The sequence below is a fragment of the Pontibacter pamirensis genome, from assembly GCF_010015475.1.
In the GTDB taxonomy this organism is placed as follows: Bacteria; Bacteroidota; Bacteroidia; order Cytophagales; family Hymenobacteraceae; genus Pontibacter; species Pontibacter pamirensis.
Genome location: NZ_SSNI01000022.1, coordinates 23,286 through 38,932, shown reverse-complemented (window position 1 = coordinate 38,932; position 15,647 = coordinate 23,286). Strand labels below are relative to the sequence as shown.

Genomic DNA, 15,647 nt, shown 5'->3' with positions numbered 1-15,647 from the left:
AATGAACACAGGGGAAAACCAGCAGGGACTGCGCCAGGTCACCGATTTCACCAGGTTACTGAGCCTGGTGGTCCTGCTCCTGCACTTCTACATCGCCTGCCACGCCGCGTTCAAAGAGTGGGGGCTGACAGCTGCCCTCACGGACCGGGTGGCCCAGAACTTTGCTAGTATGCCTTTGTTCCAGAGCAGCCTCAAAGCCAGGGGAGCCGCGCTGCTCCTGCTGCTTGTCTCCCTCCTGGGAGACAAAGGAAAGAAAGATGAGCAGCTGCGTTACTGCACCATCGCCGCCTGTCTGCTGCCCGGCCTGCTGCTCTACTTCTCAAGCCATCTCCTTTTGTCGGACTATATCACGCCACACCTGGCAGTCGCCTACATGGGCACCACCGCAGCAGGTTACCTGCTCCTCCTTACAGGGGGCACGCTGCTCTCCCGCCTGCTGAAACTGCGCCTGGGGCAGGATATCTTCAACAAAGAGAACCAGTCTTTCCCGCAGGAGGAGCGGCTCCTGGAAAACGAGTACTCCGTGAACCTCCCGGCCAAATACTCGCTCAAGGGCAGGACCCGCCGCAGCTGGATAAACATCATCAACCCCTTCCGCGCGCTGCTGGTCATCGGCACGCCCGGGGCGGGCAAGTCCTACTTTGTCATCCGCCACGTCATCACGCAGCACATCCGCAAGGGCTTTGCCATGTTCCTCTACGACTTCAAGTACGATGACCTCACCCGCATCGCCTACAACGCCCTGCTCCGGCACGCAGGCAATTACCCTGTAAGACCGAGGTTCTATCTCATCCACTTCGATGACCTCTCCCGCACCCACCGCTGCAACCCCCTCGACCCAGACACCATGACTGATATCACGGACGCCACCGAGGCCTCCCGCACCATCATGCTGGGGCTCAACCGGGAGTGGATAAAAAGGCAGGGGGACTTTTTCGTGGAGTCGCCCATCAACTTCGTCACCGCCATCATCTGGTTTTTGAGAAAATACGAGCGAGGCAGGTACTGCACGCTGCCTCATGTCATCGAACTCATGCAGGCAAACTACCCGGAGCTGTTTGCCCTGTTGCGCACCGAGCCTGAGATAGAGGTGCTTATCAACCCCTTTGTCTCTGCCTTTGAGCACGAGGCGATGGAGCAGCTGGAGGGGCAGGTGGCCAGCGCCAAGATCAGCATGGCCCGCCTGGTCTCCCCGCAGCTCTACTACGTGCTCTCGGGCAATGACTTCTCGCTGGACCTCAACAACCCCCGGGAGCCGAAAGTGATTTGCCTGGCGGGCAACCCACAAAAACTGCAGGTGTATGGGGCGGTGCTCTCCCTCTACATCTCCCGGGCTATCAAGCTGGTCAACCAGAAGGGCAGGCTCAAGAGCAGCCTTATCTTTGATGAGTTCCCGACCATCTACTTCAACGGCATCGACAGCCTCATTGCCACGGCCCGCTCCAACAAAGTGGCCACCACCCTGGCCGTGCAGGACTACAGCCAGCTCAAAAAAGACTACGGCCGGGACCAGGCGGAGGTGGTGATGAACATCGCGGGAAACGTCATCAGCGGACAGGTATCAGGAGAGACGGCCAGGCAGCTCTCCGAGCGCTTCGGCAGGATTGTGCAGCGGCGGGAGAGCGTCTCTGTAAACAGCAGCGACACCTCCGTGAGCCGCTCCACCCAGCTCGACGCCGCCGTGCCGCCCGCTGTCATCGCCTCCCTTTCTTCCGGTGAGTTCGTGGGCACGGTGGCCGATGACCCGCAGTGCCCGATAGAACTGAAAACCTTCCACGCCTTCCTCCTCAACGACCATACGGCCATCGCCAGGGAAGAGAAGAGATATGTGCCTGTACCTGCTGTCAGGGAACTGGATGGGGACGCCGTGCAGGAGAACTACCTGAAGATAAAGGCGGAGGTGCGGAATATACTGGCGATGACGCCAGCGAAGCGCTAGCAGCAACAAAAGATATATGCAGCATTTCAGATGTTACAAACCGGCCTCATTTCACCTTTTTTTATAATGTATACGTGCTAATTTATATCAACAAATAAAATCTATACATAACACGAACTTAAGCAAAAAAACAGCGGCACCAGCGCCAAACAAAACAGACAGGAAATAGAACAAAACACAGCAAGCACCGCTTCCCAGCAGAAGCACCACCTCCCGTAGACAGCAATTGTAGCAGGCCAACTGATTTTAGAATATGTGACGTTGAGACATTATGAGGTGAAAAACATGATACAGCAAGCCGAAAAACTTTATGACCAGCTGGTGGCAAGCCTACAGGAGGCGGAGGCCACCCCCACCATTACCCCGGCACAGCGCCATGGAACAATCCTGAGGCTTCTGAATAAAGCCATCCGGGAGCTCAAAGAACTGGTCATCGGCTATTCCTTCCATAAGGAAGAGGACGAGATAACATTCTTCAAGCACATCAAGCCCAGGTTCACCAGCCTGTTGCTATACCACTCCAGGCTGGCCCTGATAGAGTTCAGGCTGCCGCTCGGCAGCCCGAAGGACATCCGGAAACACTATGAGAACGAGCTCCTGCTCATCCGCCTTTTCCATGAGGACCATGCCCCCTTCTACCGGTACATGGTCTCCGGGGCCACCTTCCTGGATATCAAGTGCTTTGTGCGCGGTAATTGTGATTTTCCGTTTTACGAGAATGTCTCCGCCCTCCCCACAACGGCACCGGACACCGACACCCGCTTTACCACCCACTATGACTATATCGTCGCCTGCTTCCAGGCAAACGAGCGCCTGCGGGACTACCTGGTAAAATCGCTCATGTTACAAAAAGGGGTAAAAACAGCAGAAAATCCCGCGCTACCTGGAAAGGGCACGCTGCGCTGGACAGGCTCGAAGGTCTACCTGGTGGAGCTGGTCTACGCCCTGCATGTGTCCGGGCAAATCAACAACGGCAACGTCGGCCTCACGGAGATTGTCCAGCAGGTGGAGGAGTTCTTTCACATGGACCTGGGCAACGTCTTCCGCACTTTCCAGGAGATGCGCCAGCGCAAGAAGGACAGCAGGATAAAGCTGCTGGACCTGATGAAGGAGCGACTGCTACAGCGCATGGATGAGCTGGATGAGGAATGAAGATCAGGCGTCACCACAAGCTTAAAAGAGACAACAAGGGTTGAAACGATTAAAGACACTCAAAAGAAGGTGTGGAAATATGGAAAAGCTCCCGAGGGGACTTTCCCACATTCCCACACCTTTGGTAGTGGTGATAGTCTTTATGTTTTTTTTTGAATGCTATCCACTAATATGTCCATTCAGCTTTATAAAATCCCCAAACCTTCCTAGGCCATTACAAAAAGAAGAGGTTGACACTCTTACTTTTTCCGTTTCTTTTAAAAAACTTTTCCCTACTACGGTTCTCCTTGTGAAAACCGGCTTAATGTCATTTTCATCTTTGCCTTCATCATACCCGCCGCACGGTGCGGCAGGGTTAAAGCACGAAGGCCATGCTTTCCTCCTTTACCTGGCAACAGTACCTATTGGTAGCAGGAGCAGCCTCAGGGTTGTACTACCTCATAGTTTTGCTCCTCTGCTACAGAAAGGACTTCATCCATTTGCTAAAAAGTAAAACTAACCGGGCAGGCCTGCCGGCAGATCCGCCTATCCCCCCGCAGGTGCCCATCATGGGGCCCGCCTCCCCCGGGGCGGCCCCTCTCCTCTCCGAGGCGGCAACCATCCTGGTGGCACCGCAGCCTCCTACTGAAGCAGCAGAAGGGCCTGAAGACGCTGTGGTGCGCACTGTACTGCAGGAGATGCGCCCGCTGCTGGAACTGGCCACCGAGGCGGACGCCAAAAAGGAAGAGCTCCTGCCCCTCCTGCGCCTGGTTACAGCCCGACATTATTCCTCTATCCAGGACCATCACAGGAAAGGCATAGAGGAGTTTCTCCTCGGGAAAGGCAGGTTCCCCTTTACCCTGAAGCCGGAAGACCTGCATACCCTCTGGAATGAGGCCCCATCATAACAATAGATTTCTTACTCCATCCTTTACCATCCACTACCTCAAATCCATTTAAGATGAAAAAGAACGCAACACAATCCCCGCAGCGCCAAAAGGCGCGTGCAGCCGCTGCCCTGACAGCTATCCTGACCCTCTCGCTTTCACTGACCGCGCAGGCACAGACAGGAGACGGCGAGGCCGGCATCCAGCAGGCCACCGACATGATAAGCGGCTACTTCGACACCGGCACCAGCCTCATGTACGCCATCGGCGCCATCGTCGGGTTGGTGGGCGCGGTGAAGGTCTACCAGAAGTGGAACGGCGGGGAGCCTGACACGGGCAAGGTGGCCGCCGCCTGGTTCGGCAGCTGTATTTTCCTGGTGATTGTGGCCACCGTGCTCTCCTCCTTCTTCGGCGTTTAGCGGTCTGGCTATGGAAACGAGCGTCTACCGCATCAACAAGGGCATCAACAGGCCCATCGAGTTCAAGGGGCTCCGGGCCCAGTACATCGGCTACCTGGCCGCGGGGCTGGTGGCCCTGCTGCTGGGCTTCACCCTGCTCTACCTGGCAAGGGTGAACCTGGTGCTTTGCATCACCACCGTCTTTCTCTCCGGAGGCGCCCTCTTTGCGGGCGTCTACCACCTCAACAGCACCTACGGCCAGTACGGGCTCCTCAAAAGGTTCGCCCGCCGCAGCGTTCCCCGCTGCGTCCGCATCAGGTCCCGGAAAGTGTTCCTGAACCTAAAAAGAAAGGAGGAAACGCATGGCGATGGCAAATGACATAGAGAAGCTGCTGCCGGTCTACAAGGTGGAGCACGGCTGTATCCTCTCCCGGCAGGGGGACGTCACGCTGGCTTACGAGGTGACGCTGCCGGAGATATTCACCCTCTCGGGCAAAGACTACGAGGCTTTTCACCACGCCCTGGTGCGCGCTATCCGCCTGCTGCCCCGCCACTCGGTCTTCCACAAACAAGACTGGTTCGTGGAGGCTGCCTACCAGGCCGACTACACGAGGGAGGACATGGGCTTCCTCTCCCGGGCCAGCGAGCGCTTCTTTCACGAGCGGCCTTACTTCGAGCACTCCTGCTACATCTTTATCACCAAAAAACCGGGGGACAGGAAACCCGCCTCCTCGCTCTTTTCCAGCCTGCTGCGCCGCAACCTCGCCCCCGCGCAAACCCTCGTGCCCCGCCTCTACATGGATTTCCTGGACCAGGCGGGACAGTTTGCGCGCGTGCTCTCAGACAGCGGCTTTGCAAAATTACGCAGGCTCACAGGTGAGGAACTGACCGGCACGGCCTCCAGAGCGGGAGTTCTGGAACGCTACTGCGGCCTGCTCCCGGAAGGAAGCCCTCCCCTCCTGCAGGACATCGCGTTTGACACGGGGATCCGTGTTGGCGAAAAGCTCTGCCAGCTCTTCACCCTCTCGGACGCTGAGGACCTGCCGGCCTTGTGCGGCTCCCGCGTCAACTACGACAAGTACTCCACCGACCGCAGCAAGTGCAGCACCGGCTTTGCCTCTCCGCTGGGCCAGCTGCTGCCCTGCAACCACATCCTCAACCAGTACATCTTCCTCTCCGACGTGCCCCAGGCGCTGAAAAGGCTGGAGAGCAGGCGGCTGCGGCTGCAGTCGCTCTCGGCCTACTCCAGGGAGAACGCCATCGCCCGCGACGCCACGCAGGACTTCCTCAACGAGGCTATCGGCCAGCAGCGACTCCCGGTGAAGGCGCACTTCAATGTGCTGGCCTGGACAGACGACCCGGGAAAGGGAAAGGAGCTGCGCAACGCCGTCTCCTCGGCCATGGCCCAGCTCGACGCCACCCCCCGGCTGGAGACGCTCGGGGGTCCGCAGATTTTCTGGGCCGGCCTGCCGGGCAACGCGGCGGACTTCCCCCTGAACGACACCTTTGACACGTTCCTCGAGCAGGCCTGCTGCTTCCTCAACATGGAGACCAGCTACCGCTCCTCCTTGAGTCCAGTAGGACTGCGCCTGGGGGACCGGCTGACGGGAAAGCCCGTGCACGTGGACATCTCCGACGAGCCGGTGAAGCAGGGCGTCTGCACCAACCGCAACAAGTTCATCCTCGGCCCCTCGGGCAGCGGCAAGTCCTTTTTCACCAACCACCTTGTGCGCTCCTACCACGGGCAGGGCAGCCACATCGTGCTGGTGGACGTGGGTCACTCCTACAGGGGGCTCTGCGACTTAGTCAATGGCTACTACTTCACTTATGACGAGAAGAACCCCATCCGCTTCAACCCCTTCTACATCGGGGGGGGCACAGAGCTGGACACCGAGAAAAAGGAGAGCATCAAGACGCTGCTGCTCGCGCTCTGGAAAAAGGACGCTGAGGCCTTCTCCCGCTCCGAGTACGTGGCCCTCTCCAACGCCCTGGAGATGTACTACCACCTGCTGCGGGCAAAGCCGGAGGTGTTCCCCTGCTTCGACACCTTCTATGAGTTCGTCCGGGAGACCTTCTCCTCCAGGCTCCGGGCAGAGCGGGTGCGGGAAAAGGAGTTCGACATCGACAACTTCCTCTACGTGCTGCGCCCCTACTACGGGGACGGGGAGTTCGGCTACCTGCTCAACGCCCGCGAGAACCTGGACCTGCTCTCCGAGCGCTTCATCGTCTTCGAGCTCGACAACATCAAGGACCACCCCATCCTCTTCCCCGTGGTGACCATCATCATCATGGAAGTCTTCATCTCCAAGATGCGCAAGCTCAAGAACGTGCGCAAGGTCATCCTGATAGAGGAGGCATGGAAGGCCATCGCCAAGGAGGGCATGGCCGAGTACATCCGCTACCTGTTCAAGACGGTGCGCAAGTTCTACGGCGAGGCCATCGTGGTCACCCAGGAGGTGGAGGATATCATCTCCTCGCCCGTGGTGAAGCAGGCCATCATCAATAACTCCGACTGCAAAATACTGCTCGACCAGAGCAAGTATCTCCACAGGTTCGACGGCATCCAGGAGCTCCTGGGCCTGACAGAGAAGGAGAAGGCGCTGGTGCTCTCCATCAACAAGGCCAACGACCCGCTCCGCCGGTACAAGGAGGTGTTCATCAGCCTGGGGGGCACGCTCTCCAAGGTGTACCGCACCGAGGTGTCGCTGGAGGAGTACCTGGCCTACACCACCGAGGAGTCAGAGAAAGTGAAGGTGCAGGCCTATGCCCAACGCCACGGCGGAGACCTGCGCAAGGCTATCCGTGAACTGGCCAATGACATACGGTCTGGGAAAATATAGTGAGCAGAAAGCAAAGGATAACAATAGATACCACGATAACGCCAACCATTAAATAACCATGAAACACAGCATGAGAACACTTTGTAACCGCATCTGGCTGGTCACCCTGCTGCTCCTCTTTTCCGCAGGTGTTCCCCATCGGGCACTGGCGCAGGACCCCATCACTGAGGTGATAAAAGCGGGTGTCAAAAAGGCGATTGTGGCCATGGACCTGAAGATACAGCGCCTGCAGAACGAGACCATCTGGCTGCAGAACGCCCAGAAGGTGCTCGAGAACAAGCTCTCCGAGCTCCGGCTCTCAGAAATAGCCGACTGGACCGAGCGGCAGCGGCAACTATACGCCGACTACTACGAGGAGCTCTGGAAGGTGAAGGCCGCCATCTCCTATTACGGGCAGGTGCGGGACATCATCCGGCAGCAGGCCGCCCTGGTGGAAGAGTACAGGCGGGCCTACGCCCTCTTCCGGCAGGACAGCAATTTCTCTGTGGAGGAGCTGGACTACATGCAGCGGGTGTACACCGGCATTATGGGGGAAAGCGTCAAGGATCTGGACCAGGTGCTGCTGGTCATCAACTCCTTTGCCACCCAGATGAGCGACGGGGAGCGCCTGGCGCTCATCCACCGGGCGGCGGAGAGCATCGGCCGGCACTACAGCGACCTGCGGGAGTTCAACGAGCAGGGCATCCGGCTCAGCCTGCAGCGGGCAAGGGAGCGAAACGACCTACAGCGGGTAGCGCAACTGTACGGACTTTAAAATTAACACGCATGAAAGCAACAGTCAAGAAAACAGGCATCATGAAAGTATTCCTGCTCAGCATGTTCATGCTGACAGCCGTCACGCTGCAGGCGCAGACTTTTGACGAGTGGTTCCGGCAGAAAAACACCCAGAGAAAGTACCTGGTGCAGCAGATCGCAGCCCTGCAGGCGTACGCCGGTGTCCTGCGCGAGGGCTACAGCATCGCCCGCCAGGGAATCAGCACCGTGGAGCACATCAAAAACAGCGACCTCGGCCTGCACCAGGATTTCTTTGGCTCACTCCAACTCATCAACCCTACCATAGGCGGCTCCGCACGCATCGCCGATATTCTCCGCTATTATGAGGCCATCACTCGGAACCTCCGGGAGATCCTGCCTGTCCTCCGCCAAAGCGGGAAGCTGCAGGAACACGAGCTGGAGCACCTGGAGGAAGTGAAAGCAAGGGTGCTTGCCACCTGCGCCAGAAACCTGGAGGAGCTATGGCTGGTGCTGACGGAGAACGAGTGGAAGATGACAGATGCAGGGCGGCTGCAGCGTCTTGAGTTGCTGTATCAGCACACACACGACACTTTCTTCTTCACCCAGACTTTCCTTAAAGAGGCGCAGTTAATGGCCCGCTGGCGCTGGCACGAACGCCAGGAGCTTGAAAATACCCGCACCCTTTACGGCTTGCCGCAATAGCCGCTTCATCCCTATACACTTCTTATGCACCAGCTTATGAAAACCAGAACAACATTTATATTACACCTGCTCCTGCTCGCTCTTACCCTACCAGCCTACCCGGCAAGAGCGCAGTCTGAGGAGGTGCAGCAGTTGCTGCTCAACGTCGAGAAGCTCGCCCAGTTCAGAAGCATCCTCTCGGACATGAAAGCGGGCTACGACATCATCCAGAAAGGCTACGGCACAGTCAGGGACATTTCAGAGGGCAGCTTCAGCCTGCACGATACTTTCCTCCGCAGTCTGTTAGAGGTGAGTCCAACAGTGAGAAAGTACAAACGCGTGGCCGACATCATCGACTCCCAGCGACGCATCGTCTCCGAGTACACCACTGCCTACGCCCGCTTTCGGCAGGGCGCAGGCTTCACCCTGGCAGAGCTGGAGTACCTGGGCAGCGTCTATGCCAGCCTATCACGCCAGAGCCTGCGGCACCTGGACGATCTGACGCTTATCCTCACGGCCGGGGAGCTGCGCATGAGCGACGAGGAGCGCCTCTCCGCCATCGACCGCATCTTCACCGAGACCGATGACAAGCTCACTTTCCTGAGGCACTTCAACCGGCAGGCAAGCCTGCTGGCCCTGCAGCGGGCAAGGGAGCGAAACGAGGTGGAGGCCATACAGGACCTGTATCAAATCAACCCCTAACAGGCTTCATAACACAAGATGAAAGAGCTTCACAAGCACATGATGCAAAAGCTTCAGATACTCTCATTTCTCTTTGGGCTGGTCACGCTGCTCCTGCCGCTCCACGCGCAGGCGCAGAGTGCAACTGGCATGCAGGGCCTGCACCAGGTGCTGGAAGGACTCTACGAGGAGATGATGCCGCTCTGCGAGCGGCTTATCGGCGTGGGCCGCGGGCTGGCGGGATTTGCCGCCCTGTGGTACATCGCCTCCCGCGTCTGGCGCCACCTGGCAAACGCAGAGCCGGTGGACTTCTACCCCCTGCTACGCCCCTTCGCCCTGGGCCTTGCCGTGCTGCTCTTCCCCTCGGTGCTGGCCCTCCTGAACGGGGTGCTCCAGCCAACGGTGACGGCCACGGGCGCCATGGTTGAGGACTCAGACAAGGCTATCGCCGTGCTACTGAAACAAAAGGAGCAGGCCATCCAGGGCTCGGACGCTTGGCAGCTCTATGCGGGGGTGGACGGCAACGGAGACAGGGACAAGTGGTACAAGTACACGCACCCGGACGACCCGCTGGGCGAGGGGGAGAGCGTGCTGGAGAGCATCGGCAACGACGTCAAGTTCGCCATGGCCAAGGCCTCCTACTCCTTCCGAAACTCCATCAAGCAGTGGATGTCGGAGATTCTGCAGGTGCTCTTCCAGACAGCCGCCCTCTGCATCAACACCATCCGCACCTTCTATCTTATCGTGCTGGCGGTGCTCGGTCCGCTGGTCTTCGGCTTCTCTGTCTTCGACGGCTTCCAGCACACGCTCACCGTCTGGCTGGCCCGCTACGTCAACGTGTTCATGTGGCTGCCGGTGGCCAACATCTTCGGCGGCATCATCGGCAAGATACAGGAGAACATGCTCAGGCTCGACATCGGGCAGGTGGAAAGCAGCGGCGAGACTTTATTCAGCGCCACCGACTCGGCCTACCTCATCTTCCTGCTCATCGGCATCGTGGGCTACTTCACCGTGCCCAACGTGGCCAATTACATCGTGCATGCCGGAGGGGGTAATGCGCTCCTTTATAAAGTAACGAACCTGCTGAGCACCACAAACCGCACCGCCCTGGCGGCGGGAGGCACGGGTGCTGGCTATGCCGCCACTGCTTTGGGTGCCGGAGCCAACCATATTACCCACAGCATCACCGGCTTCAGTGGTGGGACTGGTCACGATAGCGGCAACGTGCAGAGAGACAAATCGCCCGAGGGCTATCAGCACGGGCGGCTTTCAGGCAAAAACTGACGCGACAATAAAAAATCTCACTATCAACTGTTTTATTATGTTCAGACAGCTCCAGCACATCGACAGCGCCTTCCGCCACATCCGCGCATTCAGCCTTGTCTTCCTTGTGGCCTGCACGGTTGTCTCCTCCCTTTCCCTCTACCACAGCTACCGGCAGGTGCAGGCAGCGCAGGAGCGTATCTACATCCTGGCGGGCGGCAAGGCGCTGGAGGCTTTTTCGGCAGGGAGGAAAGAGAATATCCCGGTGGAGGCCCGCGACCATGTGCGCTCCTTCCACGAGTATTTCTTCACCCTGGACCCGGATGAGAAAGTCATTGAGGCCAACATCGGCAGGGCTCTTTACATGGCCGACGGCTCAGCCAGAAGGGCTTATGATAATCTGCGGGAGAGCGGCTACTTCACCGGCCTCATCTCCGCCAATGTCAGCCAGGACATCACAGTGGACAGCGTGCAGCTGGACATCGGCCGCTACCCCTACCCTTTCCGCTGCTACGCACGGCAGCGGCTTACCCGCGCCTCCTCTGTGGTGACGCGCAGCCTTATCACCGAGGGCTTTTTGCGCAGCGTCTCCCGCTCGGATAACAACCCGCACGGCTTTCTGATTGAGCGGTGGATGACGCTGGAAAACAGGGACCTCTCCTCCAAAAGCCGCTGATGATGCTGCTGTTCTCTAACAAAGACAAAAAGCAGCGGGAGCCAGACCCTGCCACAGACCGGAAAGCCCGTGCGATAGCAAGGATAATTGCGAAAAAGCAGGAAAAGGCTGCTGGGTGGCTCAACAGGAAGTTCGGTGCGCTACCCCATCCTGCCCAGGTGATTTGCCTGCTGCTCTTCTGCCTCATGCTCGGCGGGGCCAGCGGCTGGATACTTGCCCAGGCCGTTCTGCCAGGTCCAGCATCTGGATTGAAGGTAGTTCCAAACTTACCCCCAAAAGAGCACCGGCAGAAGCTGCAGCTTTTACCGGAAAGCCTGGGACACCCGGACAAACACTAATATCTACCATCCTTAAAATAACCCCTCCATGAAAACACATTCCGAAGCTTTCCTTCGCAGGCGAAAGTTCCTGCTCGTCCTCCCCCTGCTCGTGTTGCCTTTCCTGACGATGGCCTTCTGGGCATTGGGCGGAGGTGAGGGCACGGCGGCCAGGACACCGCAGGCAGTCAAAGGCCTGAACCTCCAGCTCCCCGAGCCGCAGCTTAAAAAAGAAGAAGAGAGCAACAAGCTCAGCCTCTACCAGCAGGCCAGGCGCAGGCTGCAAAAGCAGCAGGATACCGGCGGCAAGAACTTCCTGCACCAGCTGGGCCTGGAGCCCAATGAAGAAGTTAGCAATGACGACGCGCTGGATGAGTTTGCCCCCGGACAAGCAGTACCGGATAAACCCGGTGAGGCTTTCCACCTCACGCACCAGGATCCGAATGAGGAGAAGATAAACGAGCGGCTCTCCCAGCTCTCGCAACTTGTCAGCCAGGAAAACGCCGTGCCTGCAGTAAAGCCCAAGGCAAAAACAACAGGCACTTCCTTAGACAAAAGCGGGGAGAATCGCTTCAGCCAGGATGTGGCAAGACTGGAGACGATGATGCGCAGCATGGGTGGAGAGAACGGCAGCGGCGCGGCAGACCCGGAGATGCAGCAGCTGGAGGGTATGCTGGAGCGGATACTCGACATCCAGCACCCGGAGCGTGTACAGGAAAGGCTGCGGCATGAGTCCCTGGAGAACCGGCAGCAGGCTTTCTCTGTGCAGGCCGCGCCCGAAGGGCCGCCGGTAACCTACCTGCACCAGGTAACTTCCCCTTACAGCTCTGAGTCAGCGCTTATGACCGTCCCGCTCTCCGGTGACTCCATACAGCTAACCCAGGCCCAGAACGCCTTTTACAGCCTCCGCTTAAGTAACGATTACAGTACTAGCCAGAATGCATCGGAGCAGCAGGACAATACCATTGAAGCAGCTGTACACGAGACGCAAACACTGATAGTAGGAGCTACTGTGAAGCTGCGCCTGCTCCAGAACGTCTATCTCGGCGGTAGGCTGCTGCCCGAGGGAAGCCTGCTGTACGGCTCCTGCCAGCTTAGGGGAGAACGGCTGGCTATCGAAATATCCTCTATCCGCTCCGGTAACGCCCTGCTGCCGGTATCGCTGGCCGCCTACGACCTGGACGGGATGGAGGGGCTCTACATCCCCGGTGCGCCCGCCAGGGACGCCGCCCGGCAGGGAGCAGACCGCGCCATCAGCCAAAGCCTGCAGCTTCCATCGCTTTCCCCCTCCCTAGGTGCCCAGGCAATGGGTGCAGGCATTGATGCGGCAAGGGGGCTGCTGAGCAAACAGGCAAGGCAGGTGAAGGTGACGGTGAAGGCCGGCCACCTCCTCCTGCTCCGGGACCAGAATACACAACTGTAAATCCTTTCAACTCATTCTTAACGCTACATCATCTTAACGCAAAACCATGAACAGATACATCCTCATCACACTGTTGTGCTTTCTGATTTGCCAGCTTAAGGCTCACGCACAGGAGCAGCAAAACAGGCTCGGGCTGGCCTTCCACAAAACGACCAGCCTTATTTTCCCCTATGCCATACAGAGCGTGGACCGCGGCAGCGGGGAGATTCTGGCCCAGGCGCCTCCAGATGTGGGGAACGTGCTCCAGGTGAAAGCCGCCCGCCCCGGGTTCCAGGAAACGAACCTCACCGTCATCACCGCCGACGGCAGGCTCTATGGCTTCTCTGTTGTTTATGATGAGCACCCGGCCACTACGCTGTTGCAACTAAAGGCTGCGCAGGCCACGTCCGTGCTTTTTACAGGTGCCGACCTGAACCAAAGGCAGCTGGAGAACATCTCGGGCCAGCTGGCGGAGGACTACCGGTTTTACTACGGCATCAAGGACAAGGCAGGCGGGGCAAAGGCCAAGCTGGAGGGTATCTACATCCGGGGGAATACTCTTTTCTACCGGGTCGTGCTCCTAAACGCATCCCCTGTCCTCTACGAACTTGACTTTACCCGCTTCACGGTGCGGGACAGGAAGCAGGCAAAGCGCACTGCCACCCAGGAAGCGGAGCTCTTACCGCTTTACGCCTACGGAGAAGAAGGCAGGACAGTGGAGGCCGGTGACAGGAAGGTGCTGGTCTTCGCCCTGGAGATGCACAATTTGAACCGCCATAAGGAGCTGGTGCTCGACCTGTTTGAGAAGAACGGCGGCAGGCACCTCAAACTAAAGGTACGCGACAGGGACATCCTGCAGGCATGCCCGCTCCTTCTCTCATATGAAGCTGATCTCTAAATAAATTTTTACCAATAAATCCTATAACCATGAATGAAAAGAACCTTGATTACCTGAAGGAAGGCCTCAAATACACGGGCTTCGGTACCAGCCTGAACGGGGAGCTGGAAAAAAATGTGCAGGCACAGCAGCCGGAGTTCCGGCTTAGCATTCAGATGCCCCATCACAATAGCACAATGGACTACACCCTGCACTTCCGCAGGTCAGACCAGAGCGACATGTACTTCTTCAACAAGTATGACGCCAAGCTAAAGCCAGACGATTCCACCAAGGAAGTCTCGCAGACCTTCTACATCAACAAGAACAGCGGCATCACGGCCAAGGAGGCCTATAATCTGCTGAACGGACGGTCCGTGCACAAGGAACTGGTCAATGCGGAGGACCAGCCCTACAAGGCATGGCTGCAGCTGGCCCCGCAGGCAAAGGACCAACAGGGAAACCACAAGGTGAAGCAGTTCCACGAAAACTACGGCTTTGACCTGGAGAAGACACTCCAAAAGTTTCATATCAATGAGCTGCAGGACCCCCAGCAGAAAGATCGGCTGCTGCGTTCCCTCGAGCGGGGGAACCAGCAACTGGTCACGGCGAAGGAAGAGGGCTACGAGGTCAAAAGGTACATTGAGGCTAGCCCGCAGTTCAAAACCATTAACGTCTACAATGAGCAGCGGCACCTGACCAAGCGCGAGACAATCCAGAAGCAAGATGCAGAGGTGACGCAAGCGCATCAGGCACAGCAAAAGGGAAAGGACCTGACGGCGCAGGACCAGCCGGAAGAGAGGCGGTCCCACAGGAAAGGAATAGCGATGTAAATTAAACACTGCTTCCCCTGATCGCTTGCCCCCGGTGCAGCTTAGGGATGTGCTAAACTAATACTGTTACATAGCCCGAAGCCCCGGTTTCCTTAGTTGAGGCCGGGGCTTTCTAATAAACACCTCTAAACTTCCCTCTTCTTTCGGACTGCAAAGCAATTCTCTCCCAGTCACGTCATAAGTCCTCATTCCTCCCGGCCACTGAAATGCAAAAGTGCGGGGGCAATTCATTCGGGCGCAAAGGTAGCCTTGCAGTCCGGACACGGGACAAGGTAGTACGGAAAAAATGGGTATCCCTTCTAGGGGAGCCTCCGCATTTTTGCCGTCTCCACCTTGCCCTTAGTCCGTCCCGAAGGCAGGTGGGGCACCATAATCAATTTCTCACACTAAAAAGACAAAGATTATGGAAAAGCTCACCAGAAACTCCTCCTTCTCAAAAGTAGCAGAGATAAAGCTCTCCTACCGCGCCAAAGTAAAACCCTCTGAAAGACCAGTGGTCATCTGCTCCACCGATTGCTACAATGTGCTAAAGGAAAGTTGGGACACGGGCAAGATAGAGTTTGTGGAGCAGTTCAAGGTCATGCTCCTCAACAGGGACAACAAGGTGCTGGGCATCTACGAGACCTCCACAGGAGGCGTGGCCGGCACGGTGGCGGATCCAAAGATTATTTTCGTGGCGGCCCTGAAAGCCTGCGCCTCCTCCATCGTCCTCTGCCACAACCACCCCTCCGGCAACCTCAAGCCAAGCGCGGCGGACCTGCAGCTGACAAAGAAGATAAAACAGGGCGGGGAACTACTCGACATCGCGGTTCTGGACCACATCATCATCACCAGCGAGAGTTACTATTCGCTTGCGGACGAAGGGCTTTTATAGCCCTTCTTTTGCTCATAGGAAGTAAAGACACCTCTTATATAAGCCACACGTCTGACAATAGCAATTTGCGGAGTTGTTTACCTTTGGCTATATCTTCTGATGGAATATGATACATC

The 15,647-nt window shown here is 57.6% G+C and carries 17 protein-coding genes; all 17 read left to right on the top strand.

Going from position 1 to position 15,647, the window contains the following annotated elements; all coding sequences use genetic code 11:
* The first annotated feature begins 1 nt into the window (after position 1).
* On the top strand, positions 2-1,939 hold the full coding sequence (gene mobC, locus E1919_RS17490) for a conjugal transfer protein MobC (protein WP_162054704.1): 1,938 nt from the start codon (positions 2-4) through the stop codon (positions 1,937-1,939).
* 285 nt (positions 1,940-2,224) lie between these two features.
* Positions 2,225-3,091 carry an RteC domain-containing protein gene (locus E1919_RS17485; RefSeq protein WP_162054703.1) on the top strand — a complete coding sequence of 289 codons (867 nt, stop codon included), beginning with the start codon at positions 2,225-2,227 and terminating at the stop codon, positions 3,089-3,091.
* A 79-nt stretch (positions 3,092-3,170) separates the two neighbouring features.
* Positions 3,171-3,584: a hypothetical protein gene (locus tag E1919_RS17480; RefSeq protein ID WP_162054702.1), complete on the top strand. Its 414-nt coding sequence runs from the start codon at positions 3,171-3,173 to the stop codon at positions 3,582-3,584.
* The gene (locus E1919_RS17475) at positions 3,571-3,978 is read left to right on the top strand and encodes a hypothetical protein (RefSeq protein ID WP_162054701.1); all 408 of its coding nucleotides are present in this window, start codon (positions 3,571-3,573) and stop codon (positions 3,976-3,978) included. Before E1919_RS17480 ends, E1919_RS17475 begins: the two co-directional genes overlap by 14 nt.
* Before the next feature lie 53 nt (positions 3,979-4,031).
* Positions 4,032-4,376, top strand: a complete 345-nt coding sequence (locus tag E1919_RS17470; protein WP_162054700.1) for a DUF4134 domain-containing protein — start codon at positions 4,032-4,034, stop codon at positions 4,374-4,376.
* 10 nt (positions 4,377-4,386) lie between these two features.
* Entirely contained in the window at positions 4,387-4,734 is a 348-nt protein-coding gene (locus tag E1919_RS17465) for a DUF4133 domain-containing protein (RefSeq protein WP_162054699.1), read from the top strand.
* Positions 4,724-7,195, top strand: a complete 2,472-nt coding sequence (locus E1919_RS17460; RefSeq protein WP_162054698.1) for a TraG family conjugative transposon ATPase — start codon at positions 4,724-4,726, stop codon at positions 7,193-7,195. The genes E1919_RS17465 and E1919_RS17460 overlap by 11 nt, the downstream gene beginning before the upstream one ends.
* A gap of 70 nt (positions 7,196-7,265) precedes the next feature.
* The gene (locus tag E1919_RS17455; protein WP_162054697.1) at positions 7,266-7,949 is read left to right on the top strand and encodes a conjugal transfer protein TraI; all 684 of its coding nucleotides are present in this window, start codon (positions 7,266-7,268) and stop codon (positions 7,947-7,949) included.
* Between the two features lie 11 nt (positions 7,950-7,960).
* Entirely contained in the window at positions 7,961-8,632 is a 672-nt protein-coding gene (locus E1919_RS17450; RefSeq protein WP_162054696.1) for a hypothetical protein, read from the top strand.
* 36 nt (positions 8,633-8,668) lie between these two features.
* On the top strand, positions 8,669-9,313 hold the full coding sequence (locus tag E1919_RS17445) for a TerB family tellurite resistance protein (protein ID WP_162054695.1): 645 nt from the start codon (positions 8,669-8,671) through the stop codon (positions 9,311-9,313).
* An 18-nt stretch (positions 9,314-9,331) separates the two neighbouring features.
* Complete coding sequence (gene traJ, locus E1919_RS17440; protein ID WP_237144577.1) at positions 9,332-10,576, top strand: conjugative transposon protein TraJ; 1,245 nt, start codon at positions 9,332-9,334, stop codon at positions 10,574-10,576.
* A 37-nt stretch (positions 10,577-10,613) separates the two neighbouring features.
* Entirely contained in the window at positions 10,614-11,231 is a 618-nt protein-coding gene (gene traK / locus E1919_RS17435; RefSeq protein ID WP_162054694.1) for a conjugative transposon protein TraK, read from the top strand.
* The gene (locus E1919_RS17430; RefSeq protein WP_162054693.1) at positions 11,231-11,569 is read left to right on the top strand and encodes a hypothetical protein; all 339 of its coding nucleotides are present in this window, start codon (positions 11,231-11,233) and stop codon (positions 11,567-11,569) included. The genes traK and E1919_RS17430 overlap by 1 nt, the downstream gene beginning before the upstream one ends.
* 28 nt (positions 11,570-11,597) lie before the next feature.
* On the top strand, positions 11,598-12,971 hold the full coding sequence (traM, locus tag E1919_RS17425; protein ID WP_162054692.1) for a conjugative transposon protein TraM: 1,374 nt from the start codon (positions 11,598-11,600) through the stop codon (positions 12,969-12,971).
* Positions 12,972-13,017: 46 nt separating this feature from the next.
* The gene (gene traN / locus E1919_RS17420) at positions 13,018-13,848 is read left to right on the top strand and encodes a conjugative transposon protein TraN (RefSeq protein WP_162054691.1); all 831 of its coding nucleotides are present in this window, start codon (positions 13,018-13,020) and stop codon (positions 13,846-13,848) included.
* 29 nt (positions 13,849-13,877) lie between these two features.
* Positions 13,878-14,657 (top strand): hypothetical protein, encoded by a 780-nt coding sequence (locus E1919_RS17415; protein WP_162054690.1) that lies wholly within the window; start codon positions 13,878-13,880, stop codon positions 14,655-14,657.
* 403 nt (positions 14,658-15,060) lie between these two features.
* Positions 15,061-15,531, top strand: coding sequence for a JAB domain-containing protein (locus E1919_RS17410; RefSeq protein WP_162054689.1), 471 nt, complete (start codon positions 15,061-15,063; stop codon positions 15,529-15,531).
* Positions 15,532-15,647: the final 116 nt, after the last annotated feature.

Excerpts from the sequence above, each read along its gene's own strand:
- mobC (WP_162054704.1), top strand. The coding sequence starts at position 2 with ATGAACACAGGGGAAAACCAGCAGGGACTGCGCCAGGTCACCGATTTC.
- E1919_RS17485 (WP_162054703.1), top strand. The coding sequence starts at position 2,225 with ATGATACAGCAAGCCGAAAAACTTTATGACCAGCTGGTGGCAAGCCTA.
- E1919_RS17480 (WP_162054702.1), top strand. The coding sequence starts at position 3,171 with ATGGAAAAGCTCCCGAGGGGACTTTCCCACATTCCCACACCTTTGGTA.
- E1919_RS17470 (WP_162054700.1), top strand. The coding sequence starts at position 4,032 with ATGAAAAAGAACGCAACACAATCCCCGCAGCGCCAAAAGGCGCGTGCA.
- E1919_RS17465 (WP_162054699.1), top strand. The coding sequence starts at position 4,387 with ATGGAAACGAGCGTCTACCGCATCAACAAGGGCATCAACAGGCCCATC.
- E1919_RS17460 (WP_162054698.1), top strand. The coding sequence starts at position 4,724 with ATGGCAAATGACATAGAGAAGCTGCTGCCGGTCTACAAGGTGGAGCAC.
- E1919_RS17455 (WP_162054697.1), top strand. The coding sequence starts at position 7,266 with ATGAGAACACTTTGTAACCGCATCTGGCTGGTCACCCTGCTGCTCCTC.
- E1919_RS17450 (WP_162054696.1), top strand. The coding sequence starts at position 7,961 with ATGAAAGCAACAGTCAAGAAAACAGGCATCATGAAAGTATTCCTGCTC.
- E1919_RS17445 (WP_162054695.1), top strand. The coding sequence starts at position 8,669 with ATGAAAACCAGAACAACATTTATATTACACCTGCTCCTGCTCGCTCTT.
- traJ (WP_237144577.1), top strand. The coding sequence starts at position 9,332 with ATGAAAGAGCTTCACAAGCACATGATGCAAAAGCTTCAGATACTCTCA.
- traK (WP_162054694.1), top strand. The coding sequence starts at position 10,614 with ATGTTCAGACAGCTCCAGCACATCGACAGCGCCTTCCGCCACATCCGC.
- E1919_RS17430 (WP_162054693.1), top strand. The coding sequence starts at position 11,231 with ATGATGCTGCTGTTCTCTAACAAAGACAAAAAGCAGCGGGAGCCAGAC.
- traM (WP_162054692.1), top strand. The coding sequence starts at position 11,598 with ATGAAAACACATTCCGAAGCTTTCCTTCGCAGGCGAAAGTTCCTGCTC.
- traN (WP_162054691.1), top strand. The coding sequence starts at position 13,018 with ATGAACAGATACATCCTCATCACACTGTTGTGCTTTCTGATTTGCCAG.
- E1919_RS17415 (WP_162054690.1), top strand. The coding sequence starts at position 13,878 with ATGAATGAAAAGAACCTTGATTACCTGAAGGAAGGCCTCAAATACACG.
- E1919_RS17410 (WP_162054689.1), top strand. The coding sequence starts at position 15,061 with ATGGAAAAGCTCACCAGAAACTCCTCCTTCTCAAAAGTAGCAGAGATA.